This is a genomic window from Streptomyces sp. SCSIO ZS0520 (assembly GCF_025643355.1).
Classification (GTDB): Bacteria; Actinomycetota; Actinomycetes; order Streptomycetales; family Streptomycetaceae; genus Streptomyces; species Streptomyces physcomitrii.
In genome coordinates, this window is the sequence record NZ_CP092644.1 from 1231194 (window position 1) to 1252377 (window position 21184).

Genomic DNA, 21184 nt, shown 5'->3' on the forward strand with positions numbered 1-21184 from the left:
CGTCGATGCCCCCGCCTCCCTCCCGCCGTACGGTGCTGCGCTCCGCGCTCTCCCTCGGTGCCGGTGCCGCCCTCGCCGGTGGTCCGTTCGGCCCCGCCCTCTCTCCCGCCCGCGCCGCGGCCGCCGGGCCGGGAGCCGTGATCCCCGCGCCCCAGGAGTGGACGGCCGGGGGGACCGGCTTCGGCTACGGGGCGGGCAGCCGCCTGGTCGTCGACTCCGCGTACGCCGGTCAACTGGAGGCCGACGCCCGGACGTTCGCCGCCGATCTGGCCGCGCTCACCGGCACCGCACCACAGGTGGTGGTCGGTGCCGCGAGCGGTGCGCGGGCCGGGGACCTGCTGCTCACCCTCGGGTCCACCGACGCCCAACTCGGCGAGGAGGGCTATGCGTTGACGATCGCCCCGACGCTGCGCCTGAGGGCCCGTACCGCCACCGGCGTCTTCCGCGGCAGCCGCACGGTGCTCCAACTCCTGCGCGCCGCACGGACGATCGAGGGCGGCACGCTGCGCGACTGGCCGCGTTATCCCGAGCGCGGACTGCTCGTCGCCAATGAGCCCAAGTCCTTCTCGACGCGCTGGTGGCAGGAGCAGATCCGCGAACTCGCCTATCTCAAGATGAACATGCTCTCGCTGTACGTGGGCTACAAGCGGGTGGACCTCGCGCAGATGAAGGCCGTCGCGCGGTTCGCCGCCCGCTACCACGTCACCGTGGTCCCGCAGTTCAACATGCCGGGCCACCTGGAGACCGAGCTGACCGGCCGCCCGGAGCTGCACCTGCCGGGCCGCCCGGCCTCCCTCGACCTGTCCCGGGAGTCCGGCTACACCTACGCACGCGAGCAACTGGCCGCGCTCCTGCCGGAGTTCGAGGGCCCGCACTGGCACCTGGGCGCCGACGAGTACCTGATCGGCAGCGACTACGACTCCTTCCCCCAACTGGCCGCCTACGCGCGGGCGCACTACGGTCCCGAGGCGAAGGGCGTGGATGCCGCCTACGGCTTCGTCAACCTCTGCCATGCCCAAGTCCGCGCCGCCGGGCGGACGATGCGCATCTGGAACGACGGCATGCTGCCCGATCCGCATGTGCAGATCGACCGCGAGGTCCTGGTCGAGCACTGGATCAGCCACGGCAGGCCCGCCGCCGAACTGCTCCGCGACGGCTACCGGGTGCAGAACAGCAATCTGGACTTCCTCTACTACGACCTCGGTGGCCGCCGCCCCGACCCCGCGAAGATCTACGAGGGCTTCCGGGTCGGGCTGTTCAGCGGTTCCAGCGTCCCCGACGACACCCCGGGTCTGCTGGGCGCGAAGCTGCACGTCTGGACCGTGCCGGACGTGGAGACCGAGGTGCAGATCTACGAGCGGCTGCACGCGCCGCTGCGCTCGCTGGCCCAGATCACCTGGGGCTCGCCGAAGCCGGCCGCCGCCTACCCGGGCTTCGCGCCGCTGGTCGACGCGGTGGGGCACGCCCCCGGCACCTCGCTCTGGCTCACCGAGGAGACCGCGCTCGGCGGACGCGCCTTCCGCAGCGCCGACGGGGGCGAGCAACACGTCCTCACCGCGGCCGGGGCCAACGGCGGTCTGCTGCACTGGTATTGGAGCGAGCGCGCGGGCCGGATGACCGCGGAGCACTGGCCGGGCGGCCACGTCGCGGGCGCGCCCGCCGGATTCGCCCACGGCACGGAGACGGTCGCCTTCGCGCGCGGCACCGACGACTCGCTGCGCCACTGGTCGAGGCTGCCCGGGGCGCTGCCCGCCGAGGACGACTGGGGCGCCGGGCCGGGAACCGTCACCTCGGCCCCGGCCGCCTACGCGGTGGGCGGGCAGCAGCACGTCTACCACCGGGCCGCCGACGGCAGCCTCGCGCACCGCTTCCGGGTCCGCGGCGGCGAGGTGGTCGCGGAGAACTGGGGCGGACAACTCGACGGCGCCCCGGCCGCGTTCGTGCACGGCACGGAGCAGCATGTGTTCGCCCGCACCGCGGCGGACGGCCTCGGGCACTGGTGGTACCCGGGCCCCGGCGGGGCGGTCGGACGGGACGACTGGGGCGCGGCCCCGGGGAGCGTGACCTCGGAGGTGGCCGCACTCGCCCTCGGCGGCCAGCAGCATGTCTTCCACCGCGCGGCCGACGGCACCCTCGCCCACCGCTTCCGGGGCGGCAGCGGCGCCGTGGTCGCCGAGAGCTGGGGCGGTGAACTCGCCGGTGCCCCGGTGGCGTTCGTCCACGGCCAGGAGGTGCACGTCTTCGCCCGCGCCGCCGACGGAACGCTGCGCCACTGGTCGTACGAACCCGGCACCGGCCTCCGCCGCGAGGACTGGGACACCGCCGGTGCGGTGACCGACGACCCCGCGGGCCTCGCCGTAGGCGACCAGCACCACGTCTGGTTCCGGGGCGCCTCCGGCTCGCTGGCCCACCGCTTCTACGACCACTCGGCGGGCCGGGTCACCGCCGAGGACTGGGGCGGCAGCATCCCCGTACCCGCATAGGCCGCACCCGGTCCGGCACCCGCCGACACCCGTCCGGCCCGGGGCTGCCGGGCCACCGAGCCCCCGGTCCGCCGGTCCGCCGGTCCGCCGAGCGGCCGGGCTACCAGTCCGCCGGGCCACCGGTCCGCCGGGCGGTCGGGCTACCGGCCCGGGCCCCGCCCACCGCCCGGCCACCGCGCCGGGACCCCGGCCCCGCCCGTACCGGCCCCCCCCCCGCCCCAACTCCCCCGTCCGCCCGCCCCGTGGAGACACGATGAGACCCCTGCTGCCCGCCCGCGCCCGCCCGGGAACCGTCCTGCTCGTCCTCGCCGCACTGCTCGCGGGCTCGCTCGCCGGGGCGCCTCCGGCCGGTGCCGCCGAGGGGCCCTCCGGTCCGGGCGACCCGGTGGTGCACACCTTCGAGGAGGCTCCGGTCGGCGCCGCCCCGCCGGGCTGCGCGCCCACCGAGGGCGCCTCGGCGGCCGTGGTCAGCGATGTCCGCGGGCAGGACAGCGCCCGCTCGCTGCGGGTACGGGACACCTCCGCCACCGGGCGCACCGACCTGGCCTGCCCGGGACCGACCCGGCTCGGCGCCCGCCTCGGCTTCGCGATGCGGCCGGAGGCGCTGCCGAACGGCTTCCTCTTCAGCGTGCTCGGCCGCTTCGAGAGCGGCGGCGCGGCCCGTCCCGTCTTCCACTTCCAGGCGGCCCCGGACGGCTCGCTGCGCTGGCAGGACGGCACCGGCTGGCAGGCGCTCGCCCCGGCCGGGAGCGTCGCCCCGGGCCGCTGGGACCGGATCACCGTCGAGGTGCCGCGCGACCGGGGCGCCGCCTACCTGTACGTGGGGGACGCCTACGCGGGCCGGGCCGCTCCGGCGGGCGGGAAGGTCGCGGCGCTGACCGGCCACCAGTTCTCCGGCGCGGGCACCGCCCCCACCGGCGACGATGTCTTCGTGGACGATGTCTCCTTCGGGCCCGCCTCCCAGGACACCACCGCCACCCGGGACTTCGACGCCGAGATGCCGGGCCAGCCGCCGTCCGGCTGCACCGCCCCCGCGAACGCGGCACCGGCCGTGGTCAGCGACGTCCGGGGCGAGGCGAGCCCGCGCGCCCTGCGGATCCTCGACACCTCCGCCGCCCAGGGCGTGGAGACCACCTGCCCCGCCCCGGCCGCGCCCTCCGGCACCCTCGCCTTCTCGGTGCGCCCCGAGGCACTGCCGAACGGCTTCACCTTCGGGCTCCTCGGCCACCGCGCGGGCGGCGGCGCCCCCTCGCCCGGCTTCCACTTCCTCGCCGGTCCGGGCGGCACGCTCAGCTGGTACGACGGCTCCGCCTGGCGGCAGTTGGCGCCCGCGGGCACCCTGCCCACCGGGCGCTGGACCGGCGTCGAGGTGGCGGTGGCCGCGGACCGGAGCGGCGCGGAGGTCCGGGTCGGCGGCACCTCGGTCGGCCGGGCGGGCCCGGTCGCCGGGGCCGCGCTCCAGGACCTCAGCGGCTACCGCTTCGGCTCGGCGGGCTCCGCGCCCACCGGCGACGAGGTGAGCGTGGACCGGGTCGCCTTCGGCCCGGCGACGGCCGCCCGCGGCCACGAGAGCGACCCGGTCGGCTCCGTCCCGCCGGGCTGCGCCGCCCCCGCCGGGGCCACCGCCGCCACCGTGAGCGACGCCCGCGGCAAGGACAGCGCCCGCTCGCTGCGGGTACGGGACGCCTCCGCGACCGGGCGCACCGAACTGGACTGCCTCCACGCCCCGCGCCGTGCAACGGAGTTGGCCTTCTGGGCGTACCCCGAGTCGCTGCCCAACGGCTTCACCTTCAGCCTGCTCGGGCACACGGCGGGCGTCTCCGGCGCCCCGGCACCGGTCTTCCATCTCTCGGTCACCCCGCAGGGCGCGCTGCGCTGGTACGATGGCCTCGGCTGGACGCAGCTGGCCGCGCCCGGCACCGTACCCACCGGTCAGTGGTCGGAACTGGCCGTCCGAGTCCCCGAGGACACCGCGCGTGCCCAACTCCTCGTCGGTGGACGGGTGGTGGGCGAGGCCGGCAGCTGGGGCATGCGCGAGGCCGACGACCTCACCGGCTACCGCTTCGGCGGCTCGGGCACCGCGCCCACGGGCGACGACGTCTTCCTGGACGGCATCCGCTTCGGGCCGCCGAGCGCCCAAGTGCCCGCCCCCGCCGGGCCGTTCGCGGTGGGCCCGACCGTCACCGTCGACCAGGTGGAGCAGGGAAACCTCCAGATGCCCAACTCCGCCGCCCGGCTCCCCGGCGGCGAGACCCTCGCGGTCTACCCCCGCCACGGCGACGCGGTCGACGCGGTCGGCACCGAGCTGGTCGCCACCCCCGACGACGGCCGCTCCTGGCGCAAGCAGCCCGCCCGCAACCCCTTCCCGGACGAGCAGTCCTCGTACGTGACCCAGCTCGCCGGGGGCGATCTGCTCGCCGTGAACTACCTGACCTTCATGGTGCCGGGGAGCAACAACACCCGGGCCACCGTGCGCACCGCCCGCTCCTCGGACGGCGGCGCCACCTGGCGGCGCGGCAACGGCACCATGACGGCCCCGGGACCGATGAAGCCGATCCCCTCCGGCAAGGGCCTCGGCGGCTTCGTCCTCATCAACCGGGTCCTGGAGAACCCGGACGGCAGCCTCTACCAGAGCGCCTACGGCTACTACGCGGGCGACGCCAAGTACCGGCAGGTGCTGCTCGTCTCCACCGACGGCGGCGTCGACTGGAGCGTCCGCTCCACGGTGGCGGTGGACCCCGGCCTCTCCGGGGAGGCCTCCTACGAGGGCTTCGACGAGGGCTCGGTGGTGCGCCTTGCCGACGGCTCGCTGCTCACCCTGATGCGCACCGGCAACTACCGCCCGCTCTACCAGGCGCGCTCCACCGACGACGGCCGCACCTGGTCCGCGCCGCAGGTGCTGCGCGCGGGCCCGGACGGCGGGCAGCCGGTCACCGGCATCCGGCCCGAGCTGACGCTGATGGGCGACGGCCGCCTGGTGCTGCTCATCGGGCGCCCCGGAATGTCGATGCTGCTCTCCGAGGACGGTTCCGGCACGTCCTGGTCCGCGCCGCAGGCCGTGGACTACCGCAACTCGGGCAACGGCACCTCGGTAGCGATCGGCCCCGACCGGCTGCTCCTGATCGGCGACCGGGGCGCGGACTGGACACCGGGCGCGGACAGCCACCGCCGCATCTGGTCCCGGCTGGTGACCGTGCGCTGAGGCAGCAGTAAGGGGAGGCGGCGGGGTGTGCTCGGTCCCGCCGCCTCCCCTCATGAGCCGAGGGCCGCTAGTCCAGCGCCGGCGGCGCCGCCTCGCCGGAGGTCCCCCACTTCGAGGGCTTCTCCCCCACGGTGAAGGAGAGTTGGCGCATCCCGCGCAGATCGCCGGTGGTGAGATACGTCTTGCCGTACTCCTCGCCGTCCACCCGCGCCGACTGGATGTAGCGCGCGGTCCCCGAGGTGCCCGGCGCCTTCACCGTGAGGCGGCCGTGCGGGTAGTAGCGCCGGTCGAGGCGGATGTCGACGCGCTCGAAGACCGGGGTGGACAGGCCCCAGGTGTCGGTGCCCGGCTGGACCGGGAAGACGCCGATCGAGGAGAGGACGTTCCAGGCGGACATGGTGCCCAGGTCGTCGTTGCCGGTCATCCCGGTCGGGGCGTCGGTGAACAGGGTCAGCGCCGCGTGCACCACATCCGTGGTCTTCCACGGCTGCCCGGTCGACAGATAGGTGTACGGGGCGATCAGGTCCGGCTCGTTCTGCGGGTTGTACTTGTCCGCGTTGTAGTAGTCGTACGGGCCGTTGACCCACACCTCGCGGGCGGTCTTCTCCGGATCCTTGAGCAACTCCTCGTAGGCGAAGAAGGAGTCGAGGCGCGCGTTGGTGGCGTCCGTGCCGCCGATCAGGTCCACCATGCCGGGCAGGTCCTGCGGGACGAGCCACTGGTACTGCCAGGAGGTGCCCTCGTGGAAGCCCTCGCTCTTGGCCGGGTCGGCGGGCCCGGTGAAGGCGCCCTCGCCGTCCCGCGCGCGGAAGAACCCGGTCGAACTGTCGAAGATCCGGCGGTAGTTCTGGGCGCGCTCGGCATAGCGCTCCGCGTCCGCGCGGTGGCCGAGGTCCCCGGCCATCTGCGCGAGCATCGCGTCCGAGAGGGCGTACTCCAGGGTGGCCGAGGCCCCGTGGTCGTAGTCCGAGTCGCCGGGCTTGGCGTGCGGGCGGCCCTTGAGGTAGGGGGCGAAACCGTCCTTCAGGTACTCCTTGTTGGCCTCCCGGCCGACCGGCGGGGAATCGGCGGGCGGCACCCCGTCCGCGTTCTTCTTCAGCGCGCGGTAGGCCCGCTCCTCATGCCCCTTGAGCAGCCCCTGCTGGTAGGCGTTGGTGAGGAAGGGGGTGACCGGGTCGCCGGTCATGATGTTCGTCTCGACCGTGCCGTAGCCCCACTTGGGCAGCCAGCCGCTGTCCTCGTCGACGGCGAGCACCGAGAGCGCCATGTCCCGGGACTCCCGCGGGGCGAGCAGCGCGAGCAGCTGCGCCTGGGTGCGGTAGGTGTCCCACAGCGACCAGTTCTGGTAGTACGTGAACCCCTTGGCGCGGTGCTTGTGCTGGTCCCAGCCGGTGTAGCGGCCGTCCACGTCGCTGCCGATGTTCGGCGCCAGGAAGGACCGGTAGAGCGAGGAGTAGAAGGTGCGGCGCAGGGTCTCGCTGCCGCCCTGGGCGCGCACCTGGCCGAGCCGCTCCTCCCAGGCCGCCCGCGCGGCCCGCTCCACCGAACGGTACGAACGCCCGCCCTCCGCACGGAGGTTGAGCGCCGCGCCCTTGGCGTCCACGTAGGAGAGCGCGGTGGTCGCCTCGACGGTGCGGTCCCGCCGGGTGTCGAAGCGGAGGAAGGCGCCGTTGCGCTCCTCCCCCGCCGTGGAGCTCCGCGAGCCCTCGGTGACGGTGGCGCCCTTCCAGGTGCCGGAGGCCTTCTCGAAGGGCCGGTCGAAGCGGGTGACCGTGTAGAGGGTGTACGGCTCGGTGTCCTGGCAGAAGCCGCTGCCGGTGATCGCGGTGCGCACCGTACGGCTGTCCAGGATCTCCACCTCGGTGGAGAGCGTGCGGTGCAGCGACTGGCCCGCGTTCAGCAGGACGTTGGCCTTGTCGGTCGCCGGGAAGGTGTAGCGCTGCACCCCGGTCCGCTCGGTCGCGGTCAGCGCCGCGTGGATCCCCGTCTTCAGGCCCACCTGGTACGAGCCGGGCGCGGCCTGCTCCTCGTCGTGGCTGAACTCCGCCGCGTACTCGGCGTAGTCCGTCTCGGTGACCTCGCCCGTGGTGGGCAGCACCGGCAGATCGCCGCCGAGCCCGCAGCCGACCCCGGAGAGGTGGATGCTGGAGAAGCCCCGGATGTGCGTGTCCGAGTGGTCGTAGCCGGTGTTGTGCCCGGTGTCCGGCGAGAGCTGCACCATCCCGAAGGGCACCGCGGCGCCGGGGTAGGTGTTGCCCTCGTTCTCGGTGCCGATGAACGGGTTGACCAGGTCGGTGAGCCGGCCGCCGCCGTGCTGCCCGGTGGCCTGCGCCGCGGGAACGGCGAGGGCGCCGCCGAGCAGCGCGGCCACCGCGGCGGCGGTCACCGCGCCGCGTATCCGTGGGATCCAAGTCATGGCGGAGGGCGCCTCCTTGCGCAGGGGAAAGGGCGGCGGCGGACCCCGGCCGGACAACGTTGTCAGCCACCGATGCCCGCATTCTTCGCGGCGGGCATGTGCTCGTCAAGACACGGGGCGGGACGGATCGCGGCCACGGCGAGGAGGACGAAAGCCCCCGGGCGGATCCGCCCGCCGCCCACCCTCCTCCCCGCGGGCGCGAGACCCGCCCAACTCCCCTACCGACCGGGGTACTTGCCCCTCAGGCGAACCGCCACAGATGGTCGTCGGTGCCGTTGTCCGCGAACTGGACCACCTGCGCGCTGTTCTCGGTGGACATCCGGTCCACGCCGAGGACCTTGCCGCTGTGGCGGTTGCGGATCAGGAACCAGCCGTCGCCCTTGTCGGTGAAGGACCAGAGTTCGTCGTCCCGGCCGTTGTCGGTGAACTGCACGATCGGCGCGCTGTCGGCGGTCGAGGCGCCCTCGACGGCGAGGACCTTGCCGCTCTGGCCGTTGCGCAGCAGGAGTTGACCGCTGCCGCGCTCGACGACCTGCCAAGCGTGGTCGCCCGTACCGGAGTTGTCGAACTGCACCACCCGCGCGCCGTCCTCGGTGGACATGCCGTCGACGGCGAGCACCTTGCCGCTGTGCTTGTTCAGCAGGCGGTGGTAGGGCGGTTCGGGGGTCCACGGCCGGCCGTCGCGGCGGACGGTGGGGAAGGCGGTGATACGCAGCCGGGCGGCGCCCATCGGGATCAGGGTGACCTCTTCCGCGGGGGCCTCGCTGTGGGCGGGGCTCTGCTGGAGCGGGGTGACGACGTTCTCCTGATCCGCCCGCCAGGCCTCGATACGGCGGGCCCGGGCGGTGAGCGAGACGGGCACCGCCTCCTGGGTGAAGGGGTTGTCGGGGACCGGGCCCTTTCTGCGGCGCAGGGTCGTCTCGCCGTCCGCGAGCAGACCGTAGTTCCAGGGCCCGGTGGCGCGGACCTCGTACTCCGGGAAGGCGTCGGTGCCCGCGTAGCGCTCGTACTTCTCGCCGATCTTCAGGGAGTACGTCAGCGGCCCGTGGTCGATGCTGACGGCGTCCTGGTTGCCGCTCCAGGTGCGGGTGGTGGTGCGCTGCGGCAGGCGCAGGACCACGCGGTCGCCGTCCTGCCAGGTGCGCTCGACCCGGGTGAAGGCCGGGCCGGGTGCCGCCTCCGACGGGCTTCCGGCGACGGTGAGTTGAGGCTCGCCGCACCAGCCGGGGATGCGCAGGTGGAGGGGGAAGGCGACAGGTTGGGGGGTGCGGACGGTCAGGGTGACGGTCTCCTCGAAGGGGTAGCCGGTCTCCTCGGTGACGGTGACCGTGGTGCCGCCGGTGGCGTCGCCGACCCGGGCGCGGACCTGCGAGGGCGCGTACATCGCGGCGGCCAGTCCCCCGTCCGGGGCGCTGAGCCACAGCTCCTCGGTGAAGTAGGGCCAGCCCATGCCGTAGTTGTGCGGGCAGCAGCGGTAGTCGTCGACGCCCGGATGGTAGGCCTGCATGGCGAAGCCGTTCTGGAACTGGCCCTCGGTCTTGCGGTCCTTGCCGAGGTCGATGCTGTTGGCGGCGGTGACGTAGTGGATCGCCTTGCCCTCGGGGTCGAGGGAGGCGGGCAGCATGTTGAAGGCCAGGTCCTCGCAGCGGTCCGCCCAGACCGGGTCGCCGGTGAGCCGGGTGAGGAGTTCGTGGCTGGTCATGAACTCGACGATGCCGCAGGTCTCGAAGCCCTGGCGGGGGTCGCCGAAGCCGGGGCGGATGTTCTCGTCCCCGGCGATGCCGCCGCCGGGGAACTGGCCGCCGGCGCCGAGGACTTGCTCGTAGACGCGGTAGGTGGCGCGGGTCAGTTCAGCGGCGCCCGAGGCGGCGAACTGGGCGTACTGGGCGGGCTCGCGGAAGCCCTGGGCGATGTTGACGTTGTGCGGGGTGGGCAGTTGCTCGGCGGTCCAGTCGGCGCCGTAGGTGTGCATCTTGCCGACCAGGTCGAGCAGGAAGTCCTCGCCGGTGCGGCGGTGCAGCCAGAGCGCGGTGTCGATGCCGTCGCCCCAGCGCACCGAGACCCAGCTGGAGTCGAAGGCGCTCTTGCCCTGGGCGTTCATGTAGCGCAGGAAGCGGCTGAGGAAGGGCACGATCCGTTCGTCGCCGGTGTGCTCCTGGTGGCTGCGCAGGGCCATGAGCAGCGGCAGGAAGGGCCAGAAGTCGGGGCCGTCGTTGAGCGCGGTGCGCAGGGCGCGGGGGCCGAAGAAGCCGTCCGGCTCCTGGGTGGCGAGGATCGCGTCGACCCAGCGGCGGGACGCGGCGAGGGCCCGCTCGTCCCTGGTGGCGATCGCCAGCGGGATGTAGCCGCGCAGCCAGTACGGCACCTCCTCCCAGCCGTTCTCCTCGGGGTGCACCCAGCCGGTGCGGTCGAAGTCGAGGAAGTGGGAGCGCTCGGCGTAGCGGCCGCAGAGTCCGTCGAGCTGGAGGCGCAGCTGGCCGGCGAGCCAGCCGCGGGCGGTGACGCTGCCGGTGGGCAGGCGGCCGAAGGCCTCGGGGGCGGGGCCGCGCGGGGCCGGGCGGTCGGCGGACGCGGCGGCGGCGAGCGACGGCTGCACGGCGAGGGCGCCGAGGGCGAGGGATCCGGACTGGAGGAGGCGTCGTCTGTTCAGGGGCATGGGGGTGCTCCTCGGGAGGGGTGGTGCGGCCAGGGGCGCGCGGAGGCTCTGTCGCGCGGGGGCGCGCCGGGGCGCGCGGGCGCGGGCCCCGACCGGCGCGCGCGGGAGCGGGCCGGGCGGGGCGGCCGGGTGACCCCGGGCCGCCGTGGAGCCCGGGCCGCTGCGGGGCGCCGGTTGCTGCGGGGCGCCGGACGGCGTGCGGGACCGGGCGAGGCACCGGCCTACGGTGCGGGGCCCGGAGGTGCGGGACCCGCAGGTGCACGGCTCGCAGGTGCGGGGCACCCCGCGCCGGGGGTCAGGGCCCGGCGCGGGGTACCGGTCAGGCGCAGCCCGGCACGGTGGGCTGCGAGGCGTCCCGGATCAGGGACTCGTGGGCCGCCCTGATCCGCTGCACATCCGGCTTGACCACCTTGCGGTCGTAGGTGAGCAGACCGTTCAACTCGCCCTCGACATCGGAGATCTGCGTGTAGACGGCGCCGTTGCCGCCCTTGCAGGCGAGCGCGCGGACCTCGTCCAGCTTGGTCACGTAGTCGTCGGTGTACGTCTCCGGGTCGACGTTCACATACGACATCTGGACCGACCAGGCGTGCCCGGGCACCGCGAGTCCGAGGCCGCCGTACTCGCCGCTGACCAGGGCCCGTCTGCCGTCCGGGGCGGGCAGTTGGGGACTCGGATAGCCGTGCGCGTCGGCGATGTCGCCGTTCTTGCCGTCGACGGCACCGCAGCAGTTGAGACCGCTCATGTTGTTGACCAAGCGGCTCGGGTCCCAGGCCTTGGCCTGGTCGGCGATGCGGGCCTGGTCGTACTGGCCCCAGCCCTCGTTGAAGGTGACCCACATGACGATCGAGGGGCTGTTGCCGTGCTGCTCGATCATCGTCTTCATCTCGCGCTCGTACTCGGCGCGGGACTCGGTGTCCGGGTCGACCCCGGCGGTCATCGAGGGCATGTCCTGCCAGACCAGGAGCCCGAGCTTGTCGGCCCAGTAGAACCAGCGGTCCGGTTCCACCTTGATGTGCTTGCGGACCGAGTTGAAGCCCATCTCCTTGTGCATCTTGAGGTCGTAGGCGAGGGCCTCGTCACTCGGCGCGGTGTGCAGTCCGTCCGGCCAGAAGCCCTGGTCGAGGGTGGCCATCATGAAGACGGGCTTGCCGTTGAGCACGGTGCGCGGGGTGCCGTTCACCTTCTCCACGGCGATGGAGCGCATGCCGAAGTAGCTGCCGACGCGGTCCTCGCCGACGGTGACCTCCAGGTCGTAGAGGAAGGGGTCGTCGGGGGACCACAGGTGCGGGTCGCTGATCTTCAGCTCCAGCGGGGTGCCGGTGCGGCCGCTCGCGGTGGCGACCTCCTTGCCGTTGGCGGAGGCGGTGGCGGTGACCGGGACTCCGGCGCGTACGCCGCGCGGCTGGACGCCCACCGTGCCGGTCTTCGCGTCGGGGCTCAGCTGGAGCGAGTCGGCGTGGTCGGCTGCCACCGGCTCCATCCACACCGTCTGCCAGATGCCGGAGGACGGGGTGTACCAGATGCCGCTCGGGTCCAGTCGCTGCTTGCCGAGGGGCGGGTTCTCGCCGTCCTCGGCGTCGGTCGGGTCGTAGACGCCGACGATCAGCTCCTGACTGCCGCCGGGCTTCAGCGCCTTGGTGATGTCGGCGCTGAACTTGTCGTAGCCGCCGGTGTGTTGAGCGACCCGGGTGCCGTTGACCCAGACCTCGGACTTCCAGTCCACGCCGCCGAAGTTGAGGTTCAGGCGCCGGGCGTCACCGATCTTCCAGTCCTCCGGGACGGTGAAGGTGCGCTTGTACCACATCCGGTCCTCGTGGCGCTGGACGCCGGAGAGCTGGGACTCGACCGGGTAGGGCACCAGGATCTTCTCGTCCAGGTCCTTGCCGACCGGGGGCTCTTCGCCCTTCTCGGCACCGGCGAACTGCCACTCGCCGTTGAGGTTCTGCCAGTCGTCCCGCGTGAGCTGCGGGCGCGGGTACTCCCGGTGCGCGTTCTCCGGGGTCACGTCGTCGGCCCACTCGGTGCGCAGCTCGTAGGTGGACTTGTTCGGGCCGCTGCTCCAGAAGGCGCCGATCCCGGTCCCGGGGCCGGTACCGCTGAGGCCGCCCTCGCCGTCGTAGCGCAGGTCGACGGTGCCGCGGGCGGTGCCGTCCTTGTTGCCGACCACCGGTTCACCGAGGCCGACGAGCAGGGCGCTCGGGTCCTCGGGGTCCAACTGGGCTTTGTCCAGCGGCCACGTGGCGCCGCCGATGACGGCCTCCACATGGTCGGTCAGGTCGGCCGGAGGGGCGGCGAGGTCCTGGGCGAAGTCGAGGCGCAGGGTGCGGCCGTCCTGCTGCACGGTGGTGCTGAGCGCGCCGTCGTAGTCGAAGTCCTCGGGCAGCCGGAAGGCGGACTGCGGTACGGGCTCCTTCTCGCCGCCGGGCGGGGTCCAGCGCAGGTGGAGGTTGGACCCGCCGAAGTGGTCGAAGTACTCGACCTTGATGTCGTACTCCTGACCTGCCGTCAACTCGACCGGCTGGGAGGTCTGTTCGTTGTCCCAGTCGTCGACCCAGTGGTCGATGACCTGCTCTCCGCCGATCCACAGGCGGAAGCCGTTGTCGCCGCTCATGGCGAAGGTGTGCGCGCCGGAGGCCTCGGGGACCAGCTTCCCGGTCCAGCGCACGCTGGCGTCGTCCGGTGCCCCGGTGGCGAAGTCCAGACGGGATTCGAGGTCGCCGAAGTCGAGATCCGGGTCGAATCCGGTGGTCTTGAGTTCGTCGAAGTCGAAGGCGCCCGGGGCGGACTGGGTGTAGTAGTCCCCCTTGAGCCCGTGGACCTCGGGGGCCTTGTCCGGCGGTCCCGCCGCCGAGGTGGTCGGTGGCGCCGCGGCCAGTCCGGTGACCGAGAGCGCTGCGGCCAAGAGCAGGACCGCGCTGCTTCTGAATCGTTTGGTGCGCACGAATCCTCCGGTGTGTGAGGAAGAGTGGCGGCTCGTTGCCGAAGTCTGTACAACGTTGAAAGGACGAGCAGTTGGCATGACAGCACGGCTCTCGGAATTCTGTCCAGGGCTCTGACATACCGTCGCGGGAACCCACCGCGGCGGACCGGGGCCGCGGCCACCCACCCACGCGGAGGACTTCCTTGCGGGTCAGCCTGAAAGACGTCGCCGAACGCGCCGGCGTCTCGATCAAGACGGTCTCGAACGTCGTGAACAACTATCAGCACGTCACACCGGGTATGCGGGCCCGGGTGCAGGCGGCCATCGACGAGCTGGGCTACCGGCCGAATCTGACGGCCCGTCATCTGCGCAAGGGCCGCACCGGCATCCTCGCGCTCGCCCTGCCGGAGCTCGGGAACCCGTACTTCGCCGAACTCGCCGGCGCGGTCATCGACGAGGCCGCCGCCCACGACCTGACCGTGCTCCTGGACCACACCGGCGGCGAACGCGAGCGGGAGGTCCTGGTCAGCCAGGGTTTCCGGGCCGGGGTGATCGACGGGCTCATCCTCAGCCCGCTGGAGCTGGAGGTCGAGGACCTGCGCAGCCGGGAGGACGACGTCCCCCTCGTCCTGCTCGGCGAGCGCGAGTACGACCTGCCCTACGCGCATATCGCCATCGACAACGTCGCCGCCGCCCGCCTCGCGGTACGCCATCTCCTCGGCCGGGGCCGCACCCGTATCGCCTACCTCGGCGCGCGCACCGACTCCGCCAACCGGCCCGCCCACCTGCGACTCGCGGGCTGGCGCGAGGAGCTGGCGGCGGCCGGGCTGCCCGCCCCGGAGGAGCTGATCGGGCCGACCGCGGGCTGGGACCGGGGCGACGGCGCGGAGGCGATGGCGCGGATGCTGGACGCCGGGGTGCGCCCGGACGCGGTGTTCGCGTACAACGACCTGGTGGCCATCGGCGCCATGCGGGTGCTGCACGAACGCGGGCTGCGGGTGCCCTGGGACGTGGCGGTGGTGGGCTTCGACGACATCGCCGAGGGGCGGTTCGGCGCGGTGACCCTGACCACGGTCTCGCCGGACAAGCGGGCCATCGCCCGGCTCGCCGTCGAATCGCTGCTCCGCACCCTGAAGAACCCGCAGGCCAGCCCCCAAGGGCGGGAACTGACCGCCGAGTTCGAGCTGATCGAGCGGGAGAGCACCCTGGGGCGGCGCTGACCTGCGGGCCGCGCGCCCGGTCCCGTGGATTTCGGAGCAGAGGGTTTACAGCGGTCTTCCAACGATGTAAAACCCTCACCTGAACGGCCAGTTGACCCGCCCGTACCCAATCTCCCCCGCGAGCGCTGTGTGCGCCAGGGGCCGCGCCACTTGGGGATCTCATGAAGTCGACCGCATTCCGCCGCCGTACCTCCGCCAGAGCGCTGCTCGCCACCGGGCTGCTCACCGGCCTGGTCCTCGCCTCCGGCTGCGCCAAGTCCGAGGACGAGGGCGACGGGGGCAAGAAGTCCTCGGCCCGGGAGGGCGGGGAGGCGGCCGCCTCCTCGGACACCTCCGGCGGCGAGACCTGCACCATCGGCGCCTACGGCGGCAAGAAGCTCGATCTGGAGAAGGCCACCGTCGGCTTCTCCCAGTCGGAGAAGGAGGCCAACCCCTTCCGGATCGCGGAGACCGCCTCGATCAAGGCGGAGGCGAAGAAGCGCGGGGTCAAGCTGCTCACCGCCAACGCCCAGTCGCAGTTCTCCAAGCAGATCAGCGATGTGCAGGACCTCATCGCCAAGGGCGCCGACCTGCTCGTCATCGCGCCGCTGAACTCCGACGGCTGGGAGCCGGTGCTGCGCTCCGCCGCCGCCCGGCACATCCCGATCGTCACCGTGGACCGCAAGATCAACGCCGAGGCCTGCAAGGACTACATCAGCTTCATCGGCTCCGACTTCGTGGAGCAGGGCCGGCGCGCCGCCGACCGGATGATCGAGGCGACCGGCGGCAAGGGCACGGTGGCGATCCTGCTCGGCGCGGCCGGGAACAACGTCACCACCGAGCGCACCAAAGGCTTCGAGGAGCGGCTCGAGGAGAAGGCGCCCGGCCTGAAGGTGGTCTTCAAGCAGACCGGCGAGTTCGCCCGCGAGAAGGGCCAGCAGGTCACCGAGCAGCTGATCCAGTCCAAGCCGGGCATCGACGGGATCTACGCCGAGAACGACGAGATGGGCCTCGGCGCGGTCAACGCCCTCAAGGGCGCGGGCAAGAAGGCGGGCGCCGTCAAGATCGTCACCGTGGACGGCACCCGCAACGCGGTCCAGGGCATCGTGGACGGCTGGATATCCGGGGTCATCGAGTCCAACCCGCGCTTCGGGCCGCTCGCCTTCACCACCCTGGACTCCTTCACCCAGGGCGAGAAGGTCTCCCAGGAGATTGTCATCAAGGACAGCGCCTACACCGAGGACAACGCCAAGTCCGATGTGGACAAGGCCTACTGACATGCTGTCGGTCTCCGGACTCAGCAAGACCTTCCCCAGCGTGCGCGCGCTCGACGGCGTCGAGTTCACCGCGCGCGCCGGGGAGGTGCACGCCCTCGTCGGCGAGAACGGCGCCGGCAAGTCCACCCTGATCAAGGTGCTCACCGGGGTCCACCGGCCGGACCCCGGGGGCACGTTGACGTACGACGGGCGCGAGGTCTCCTTCGCCACCCCGCTCGACGCCCAGCGGGCGGGCATCTCCACGATCTACCAGGAGGTCAACCTCGTCCCCCTGATGAGCGTGGCCCGCAATCTCTTCCTCGGCCGCGAACCCCGGGGCCGCCTCGGGCTGATCGACTTCCGCCGGATGCACCGGGAGGCGGAGCGGGCGCTCGCCGAGCTCGGCGTCCGGGTCGACGTCCGCCGCCCGCTGCGCGAACTCGGCGTCGGCGCCCAGCAGATGGTGGCCCTCGCCCGCGCGGTCGCGGTGGACGCCCGGGTCGTCCTGATGGACGAGCCGACCTCCTCGCTCGAACCCCGCGAGGTGGCGACCCTCTTCGGGGTGATCCGGATGCTGCGCGAGCGCGGCATCGCCGTCATCTACGTCAGCCACCGCATGGACGAGCTGTACGCGATCTGCGACACCGTCACCGTGCTGCGCGACGGCAAGGTGGTGCACACCGGACCGCTGGCCGGGCTCGACCGGCTGCGCCTGGTCTCCCTGATGCTCGGCCGGGACATGGACACGGTCCAGGACGAGGGCCTGACCAAGTTCACCGGCGAGCACGACGCCGGACGCGAACCGGTGCTGCGGGCCCAGAAGTTGACGGCACGTCACAAACTGAGCGAGGTCTCCCTCGACATCCGCCCCGGCGAGGTCCTCGGCCTCGGCGGACTGCTCGGCTCGGGCCGCAGCGAGACCGCGAAGGCCCTCGCGGGCGCCCTGCCGGTGGACTCCGGCCGGGTCACCGTCGCCGGGACCCGGGTGCGCGGCGGCTCCACCCCGGCCGCGATCCGCGCCGGGATCAGCCTGCTGCCCGAGGACCGCAAGGCGGAGGGCATCGTGCCGGGCCTCTCGGTGCGCGAGAACATCGCCCTCGCCGCGCTGCCCGGACTCTCCCGCTTCGGCCTGGTCGACGAGGCGCGTATCGACCGGATCGTCGACACCTTCGTCAAGCGGCTGCGCATCAAGGCCGCCGGCCCGCACCAGAAGGTCGGCGAACTCTCCGGCGGCAACCAGCAGAAGGTGCTGCTCGCCCGCTGGCTCGCGATGAACCCGAAGGTGCTGCTGCTCGACGAACCCACCCGCGGCATCGACGTCGGCGCCAAGGCGGAGGTGCAGAAGCTCATCGACGAACTCGCCGCGGACGGCCTCGGCGTGCTGCTGATCTCCTCCGACATGGAGGAGCTGATCGAGGGCTCCGACCGGGTCGTGGTCCTCAAGGACGGCGCCGTCGTCGAGGAGCTGACCGGCGACCAGGTGACCGAGGACCGGCTGATGCGCGCCATCGCCGCACCCGCAGGAGAGAGCCGTGACTGAACTGACCCTGGGCCGGGTGAGCGCCGACCGGGCGCGGCTCCTGCGCCTCCTCCAGGAGTACGGCGTCTACCTCGGCGTCCTGGTCCTGCTGCTCGTCAACATCGCCTTCACCCCGCACTTCCTCTCCGGCGAGAACTTCCGCACCCAGGCCGTGCAGGTCGCGCCGGTCCTGGTGGTCGCCCTCGGCATGGCGCTCGCCATCGGCACCGAGGGCGTGGACCTGTCGGTGGGCTCGGTGATGGCCCTGTCCACCTCGCTGATCTCGCTCTACCTCGGCTACGGGGTGTGGATCGCGCTGCTCGCCGCGCTGCTCGGTGGCATCGTTGTCGGACTCGCCAACGGCTCCCTGATCGCCTTCGTCGGCGTCCAGCCCATCGTCGCCACCCTCGCCCTGATGGTCGCCGGGCGCGGACTCGCCCTGGTGATGCTCCCGCAGCTCAAGCAGGTCAACGACCCGGACATGGCGGCCCTCGGCTCCGGCGACCTGCTCGGCGTCCCCTACCTCGTCCTGATCGCGGCCGGGCTCGCCCTGCTGGTCGCCTTCGTGGTGCGGCGCACCACCTTCGGCCGCCAGCTCCTCGCCATCGGCGACAGCCGGCCCGCCGCCCAGCTCGCGGGACTGCCGGTGCGCCGGGTCCTCATCCTCGTCTACGTCCTGTGCGGCGCGCTCGCCGCCTTCGCAGGAGTGCTCGCCACGGCCCGGCTCACCGCCAGCGACCCCACCTCGCTCGGGACGCTGATGGAACTCTCCGCGATCACCGCGGTCGTGGTGGGCGGCACCCCGCTCAGCGGCGGCCGGGTCCGCATCGGCGGCACCGTCGCGGGCGCCGTGCTCATCCAGTTGCTCACCGCCACGCTCATCAAGCACGACCTGCCGCCGTCGTGGACACAGATCGCCCAGGCCGTGGTGATCATCCTCGCCGTGTACGCGGCCCGGGAACGGGGGAAGCGATGACCACCGCAGACATCGGCAGTCCGGTACGCAAGGAGGCCCCGCCGGGTGCCGAACCGCTCGGCGCCACCCGGGCCGAACGCCTCAGCGCCCTGGCCCAGCAGCACGGCGCCCTGGTCACCCTGGTGATCGCGGTGATCGCCGCCTCGCTGAGCTTCGACACCTTCCTGACCGGCGACAACCTCCAGAACATGGCGCTCTCCTCGGCCTTCCTCGCCGTGGTCGCGCTCGGCATGACCTTCGTGATCGTCACCGGCGGCATCGACCTCTCGGTCGGCTCGCTCTTCGCGCTCGGCGGGGTGCTCGCGGCCTGGGGCTCGCAGTACGGCACCCTGGTCGCGCTGCTGCTCCCGCTCGCCGTCTGCGGGCTGATCGGGGTGGTCAACGGGCTGCTCATCGCCCGCTCCGGGCTCGCGCCCTTCATCGTCACGCTCGCCGCGATGCTCGGCGCCCGCGGCATCCTGCTCGCCGTCACCGACGAGGGCTCCACCACCTATCTCGTCGACAAGGACACCGTCTTCGCGAGCCTCGGCCAGGAGACCCTGCTCGGCCTCGGCGTCCCGGTGTGGATCACCCTCGCCCTCTTCGGCCTCGGCGCCCTGGTCCTTCGGCGCACCCGCTTCGGGCAGTACGTGTACGCGGTCGGCGGCAACGAGGACGCGGCGGCCCTGATGGGCGCCCCCGTGGCCCGTACGAAGATCGCCGTCTACACGGTCTCGGGGCTGTGCGCCGGGCTCGCGGGCGCGCTCAACGCCGCCTGGCTGGTCTCCGGGGTCACCATCCTCGGCTCCGGCATGGAGCTGGAGGCGATCTCCGCGGTGGTCATCGGCGGCACCCTGCTCAGCGGCGGCTTCGGCTTCATCAGCGGCTCGCTGGTCGGGGTGCTGCTCCTGAAGGTGATCCAGAACGTCATCAACCAGATCGGCTCCCTCGACTCGGCCTATCAGCAGGTGGTCAGCGGGGCCTTCCTCGCGGTCGTGGTCGTCGCCCAGACCTGGCTGGGGCGGCGGCAGCGGGTGCTGTGAGGGCGCCCCGCGCGGTCACCGGCCGAGGAACGGCAGCAGCAGGGCGAGCAGCGCCTCGGGCCGGTGCAGCGGGACGAGATGGCCGCAGTCCTCGATGCGGTGGACCGTCAAGTCGTCGGCCACCGGCTCCAGTTGGCGCCCGAGCGCCGGGCCCACGGGTTCGGCGCCGATCGCCATGACGGGCACCGTGAGGCGGCCGGCGCCGACGGCCTGCTGGATCTGGCGGGCGCTCTCGGGCAGCGCCCGGTAGTACGCGAAGGCGCAGCGCAGCGACTCGCGGCCGGTGTAGGCGGACACGAAGGCGTCCCGGATCTCGGGGCGGACGCCCTCGCCGAGGGTGCCCGCGTCGAGGAAGAAGTCGAGGTAGGGCCCCTCGTTGCCTTCGAGCACGGTCTCGGCGAGCCCCGGTACCGCGTGGAAGCCGAACCACCACGGCGGCCCCGGGGCGAGGAACTCCTCGGCGCCCGGCAGCCTCCCGAGCAGCGACTCCATCAGCACCAGCCGCCGTACCCGGCCGGGGCGGCGCAGGGCGAGGAGGAAGGCGGGCGGGGCGCCCGCGTCAATGCCCACGACCGCGGCGGAACTCTCGCCGAGGGCGTCCAGGAGGGCTTCGGCGTCGGCGGCGAGGGTGCCTGCCTCGTAGCCCCCGGGGGCGCGGCTGCTCGCGCCGAGGCCGCGCAGGTCGGGGGCGATCACCCGGTGGTGCGCGGCGAGCGGGCCGAGGAGGTCGGTCCACAGGCGCCAGGTGTGCGGGAAGCCGTGCAGCAGCAGGACGGCCGGGCCCTCGCCGCAGAGGGCGACATTGATCTCGATGCCGTTGGCCCGGATCCTGCGCTCCTCGACGGGCGGTGCGGGCACCCGCGCGGGCGCGGTGGGAGGCGGTACGGAGGACATGCGGGCCCCTTGGTCGGAGTCGGCTTGGTCGACGTCGTCTTGGTCGGAGTCGTCGCCGGTGGTCGGCCGCGCGTACGGCGGTTACCTTTGGTGACAACAAAACGCTAGGTGACCGCCCTCCTGGCGCCAAGACGGCACTTTCCCCACAGGTGGTGAGCTCCAGGTGACCTCCTCCCCGAGCGGTACCCCGCACGGTGCCCCGCGGGCCGCCTCCGGCCCCTCGCGCGCGGCCCGCGGCGACCTCTTCGACCCCGCGTGCCCGACCCGGCGGCTGCTCGACCGCATCGGCACCAAGTGGACCTCGATGGCGGTGAAGGTGCTCGCCGAGGCGGAGCCTCAGGAGGTGCGGTTCGCGGAGCTCCAGCGCCGGATGCCGGGTATCTCGCAGAAGATGCTCTCGGCCACGCTCCAGGCGCTCCACCGCGACGGCCTGGTCAGCCGCCGGGTGGAGCCCACGGTGCCGCCCCGGGTGCACTACCGGCTGACCCCGCTCGGCCTCTCCCTGGAGGTGCCGCTCGCCCTGCTCCGCACCTGGGCCGAGGAGCACATGCCGGAGATCGACCGGGCCCACCGGCGCGGCGAGGCCGAGCAGGGCGACGGGGTGTGACCTCGCCCCCGCTCCTCGTCCGGCTCACCTCCCC

Annotated in this window: 12 protein-coding genes; 8 read left to right on the forward strand and 4 right to left on the reverse strand. The window is 73.0% G+C overall.

Annotation, left to right across the window (positions count from 1 at the left end; all coding sequences use genetic code 11):
- Window positions 1-5: 5 nt before the first annotated feature.
- Both MID12_RS04185 and MID12_RS04190 read left to right on the forward strand, forming a co-directional pair.
- Entirely contained in the window at window positions 6-2483 is a 2478-nt protein-coding gene (locus MID12_RS04185; RefSeq protein WP_263164968.1) for a glycoside hydrolase family 20 zincin-like fold domain-containing protein, read from the forward strand.
- A 253-nt stretch (window positions 2484-2736) separates the two neighbouring features.
- Window positions 2737-5685 (forward strand): sialidase family protein, encoded by a 2949-nt coding sequence (locus MID12_RS04190; RefSeq protein WP_263164970.1) that lies wholly within the window; start codon window positions 2737-2739, stop codon window positions 5683-5685.
- 67 nt (window positions 5686-5752) lie between these two features.
- Here MID12_RS04190 and MID12_RS04195 read toward each other — a convergent pair whose 3' ends face one another.
- The 3 genes from MID12_RS04195 to MID12_RS04205 form a co-directional block, all read right to left on the reverse strand.
- A complete protein-coding gene (locus MID12_RS04195) occupies window positions 5753-8101 on the reverse strand; it encodes a GH92 family glycosyl hydrolase (RefSeq protein ID WP_263164972.1) in 2349 nt (782 codons plus the stop codon).
- Between the two features lie 241 nt (window positions 8102-8342).
- Window positions 8343-10757 (reverse strand): RICIN domain-containing protein, encoded by a 2415-nt coding sequence (locus MID12_RS04200; protein WP_263164974.1) that lies wholly within the window; start codon window positions 10755-10757, stop codon window positions 8343-8345.
- A gap of 319 nt (window positions 10758-11076) precedes the next feature.
- Window positions 11077-13698, reverse strand: a complete 2622-nt coding sequence (locus MID12_RS04205; protein WP_263164976.1) for a PA14 domain-containing protein — start codon at window positions 13696-13698, stop codon at window positions 11077-11079.
- 182 nt (window positions 13699-13880) lie between these two features.
- Here MID12_RS04205 and MID12_RS04210 point away from each other — a divergent pair, with 182 nt between their 5' ends.
- From MID12_RS04210 to MID12_RS04230, 5 genes are all read left to right on the forward strand, one after another.
- The gene (locus MID12_RS04210) at window positions 13881-14897 is read left to right on the forward strand and encodes a LacI family DNA-binding transcriptional regulator (protein WP_040246787.1); all 1017 of its coding nucleotides are present in this window, start codon (window positions 13881-13883) and stop codon (window positions 14895-14897) included.
- Between the two features lie 161 nt (window positions 14898-15058).
- The gene (locus tag MID12_RS04215) at window positions 15059-16153 is read left to right on the forward strand and encodes an ABC transporter substrate-binding protein (RefSeq protein ID WP_263164979.1); all 1095 of its coding nucleotides are present in this window, start codon (window positions 15059-15061) and stop codon (window positions 16151-16153) included.
- 1 nt (window position 16154) lies between these two features.
- A complete protein-coding gene (locus tag MID12_RS04220) occupies window positions 16155-17672 on the forward strand; it encodes a sugar ABC transporter ATP-binding protein (RefSeq protein WP_263164982.1) in 1518 nt (505 codons plus the stop codon).
- Window positions 17665-18627, forward strand: a complete 963-nt coding sequence (locus MID12_RS04225; RefSeq protein ID WP_040246792.1) for an ABC transporter permease — start codon at window positions 17665-17667, stop codon at window positions 18625-18627. Before MID12_RS04220 ends, MID12_RS04225 begins: the two co-directional genes overlap by 8 nt.
- A complete protein-coding gene (locus tag MID12_RS04230) occupies window positions 18624-19649 on the forward strand; it encodes an ABC transporter permease (protein WP_040246794.1) in 1026 nt (341 codons plus the stop codon). Before MID12_RS04225 ends, MID12_RS04230 begins: the two co-directional genes overlap by 4 nt.
- 15 nt (window positions 19650-19664) lie before the next feature.
- Here MID12_RS04230 and MID12_RS04235 read toward each other — a convergent pair whose 3' ends face one another.
- Window positions 19665-20543 (reverse strand): alpha/beta fold hydrolase, encoded by an 879-nt coding sequence (locus MID12_RS04235; RefSeq protein WP_263164984.1) that lies wholly within the window; start codon window positions 20541-20543, stop codon window positions 19665-19667.
- A 163-nt stretch (window positions 20544-20706) separates the two neighbouring features.
- Between MID12_RS04235 and MID12_RS04240 the strand changes: the two genes are divergently transcribed.
- Window positions 20707-21150, forward strand: coding sequence for a winged helix-turn-helix transcriptional regulator (locus tag MID12_RS04240; protein WP_040246795.1), 444 nt, complete (start codon window positions 20707-20709; stop codon window positions 21148-21150).
- The last annotated feature ends 34 nt before the right edge of the window (window positions 21151-21184 follow it).

Excerpts from the sequence above, each read along its gene's own strand:
- MID12_RS04185 (WP_263164968.1), top strand. The coding sequence starts at position 6 with ATGCCCCCGCCTCCCTCCCGCCGTACGGTGCTGCGCTCCGCGCTCTCC.
- MID12_RS04190 (WP_263164970.1), top strand. The coding sequence starts at position 2,737 with ATGAGACCCCTGCTGCCCGCCCGCGCCCGCCCGGGAACCGTCCTGCTC.
- MID12_RS04195 (WP_263164972.1), bottom strand. The coding sequence starts at position 8,101 with ATGACTTGGATCCCACGGATACGCGGCGCGGTGACCGCCGCCGCGGTG.
- MID12_RS04200 (WP_263164974.1), bottom strand. The coding sequence starts at position 10,757 with ATGCCCCTGAACAGACGACGCCTCCTCCAGTCCGGATCCCTCGCCCTC.
- MID12_RS04215 (WP_263164979.1), top strand. The coding sequence starts at position 15,059 with ATGAAGTCGACCGCATTCCGCCGCCGTACCTCCGCCAGAGCGCTGCTC.
- MID12_RS04220 (WP_263164982.1), top strand. The coding sequence starts at position 16,155 with ATGCTGTCGGTCTCCGGACTCAGCAAGACCTTCCCCAGCGTGCGCGCG.
- MID12_RS04230 (WP_040246794.1), top strand. The coding sequence starts at position 18,624 with ATGACCACCGCAGACATCGGCAGTCCGGTACGCAAGGAGGCCCCGCCG.
- MID12_RS04235 (WP_263164984.1), bottom strand. The coding sequence starts at position 20,543 with ATGTCCTCCGTACCGCCTCCCACCGCGCCCGCGCGGGTGCCCGCACCG.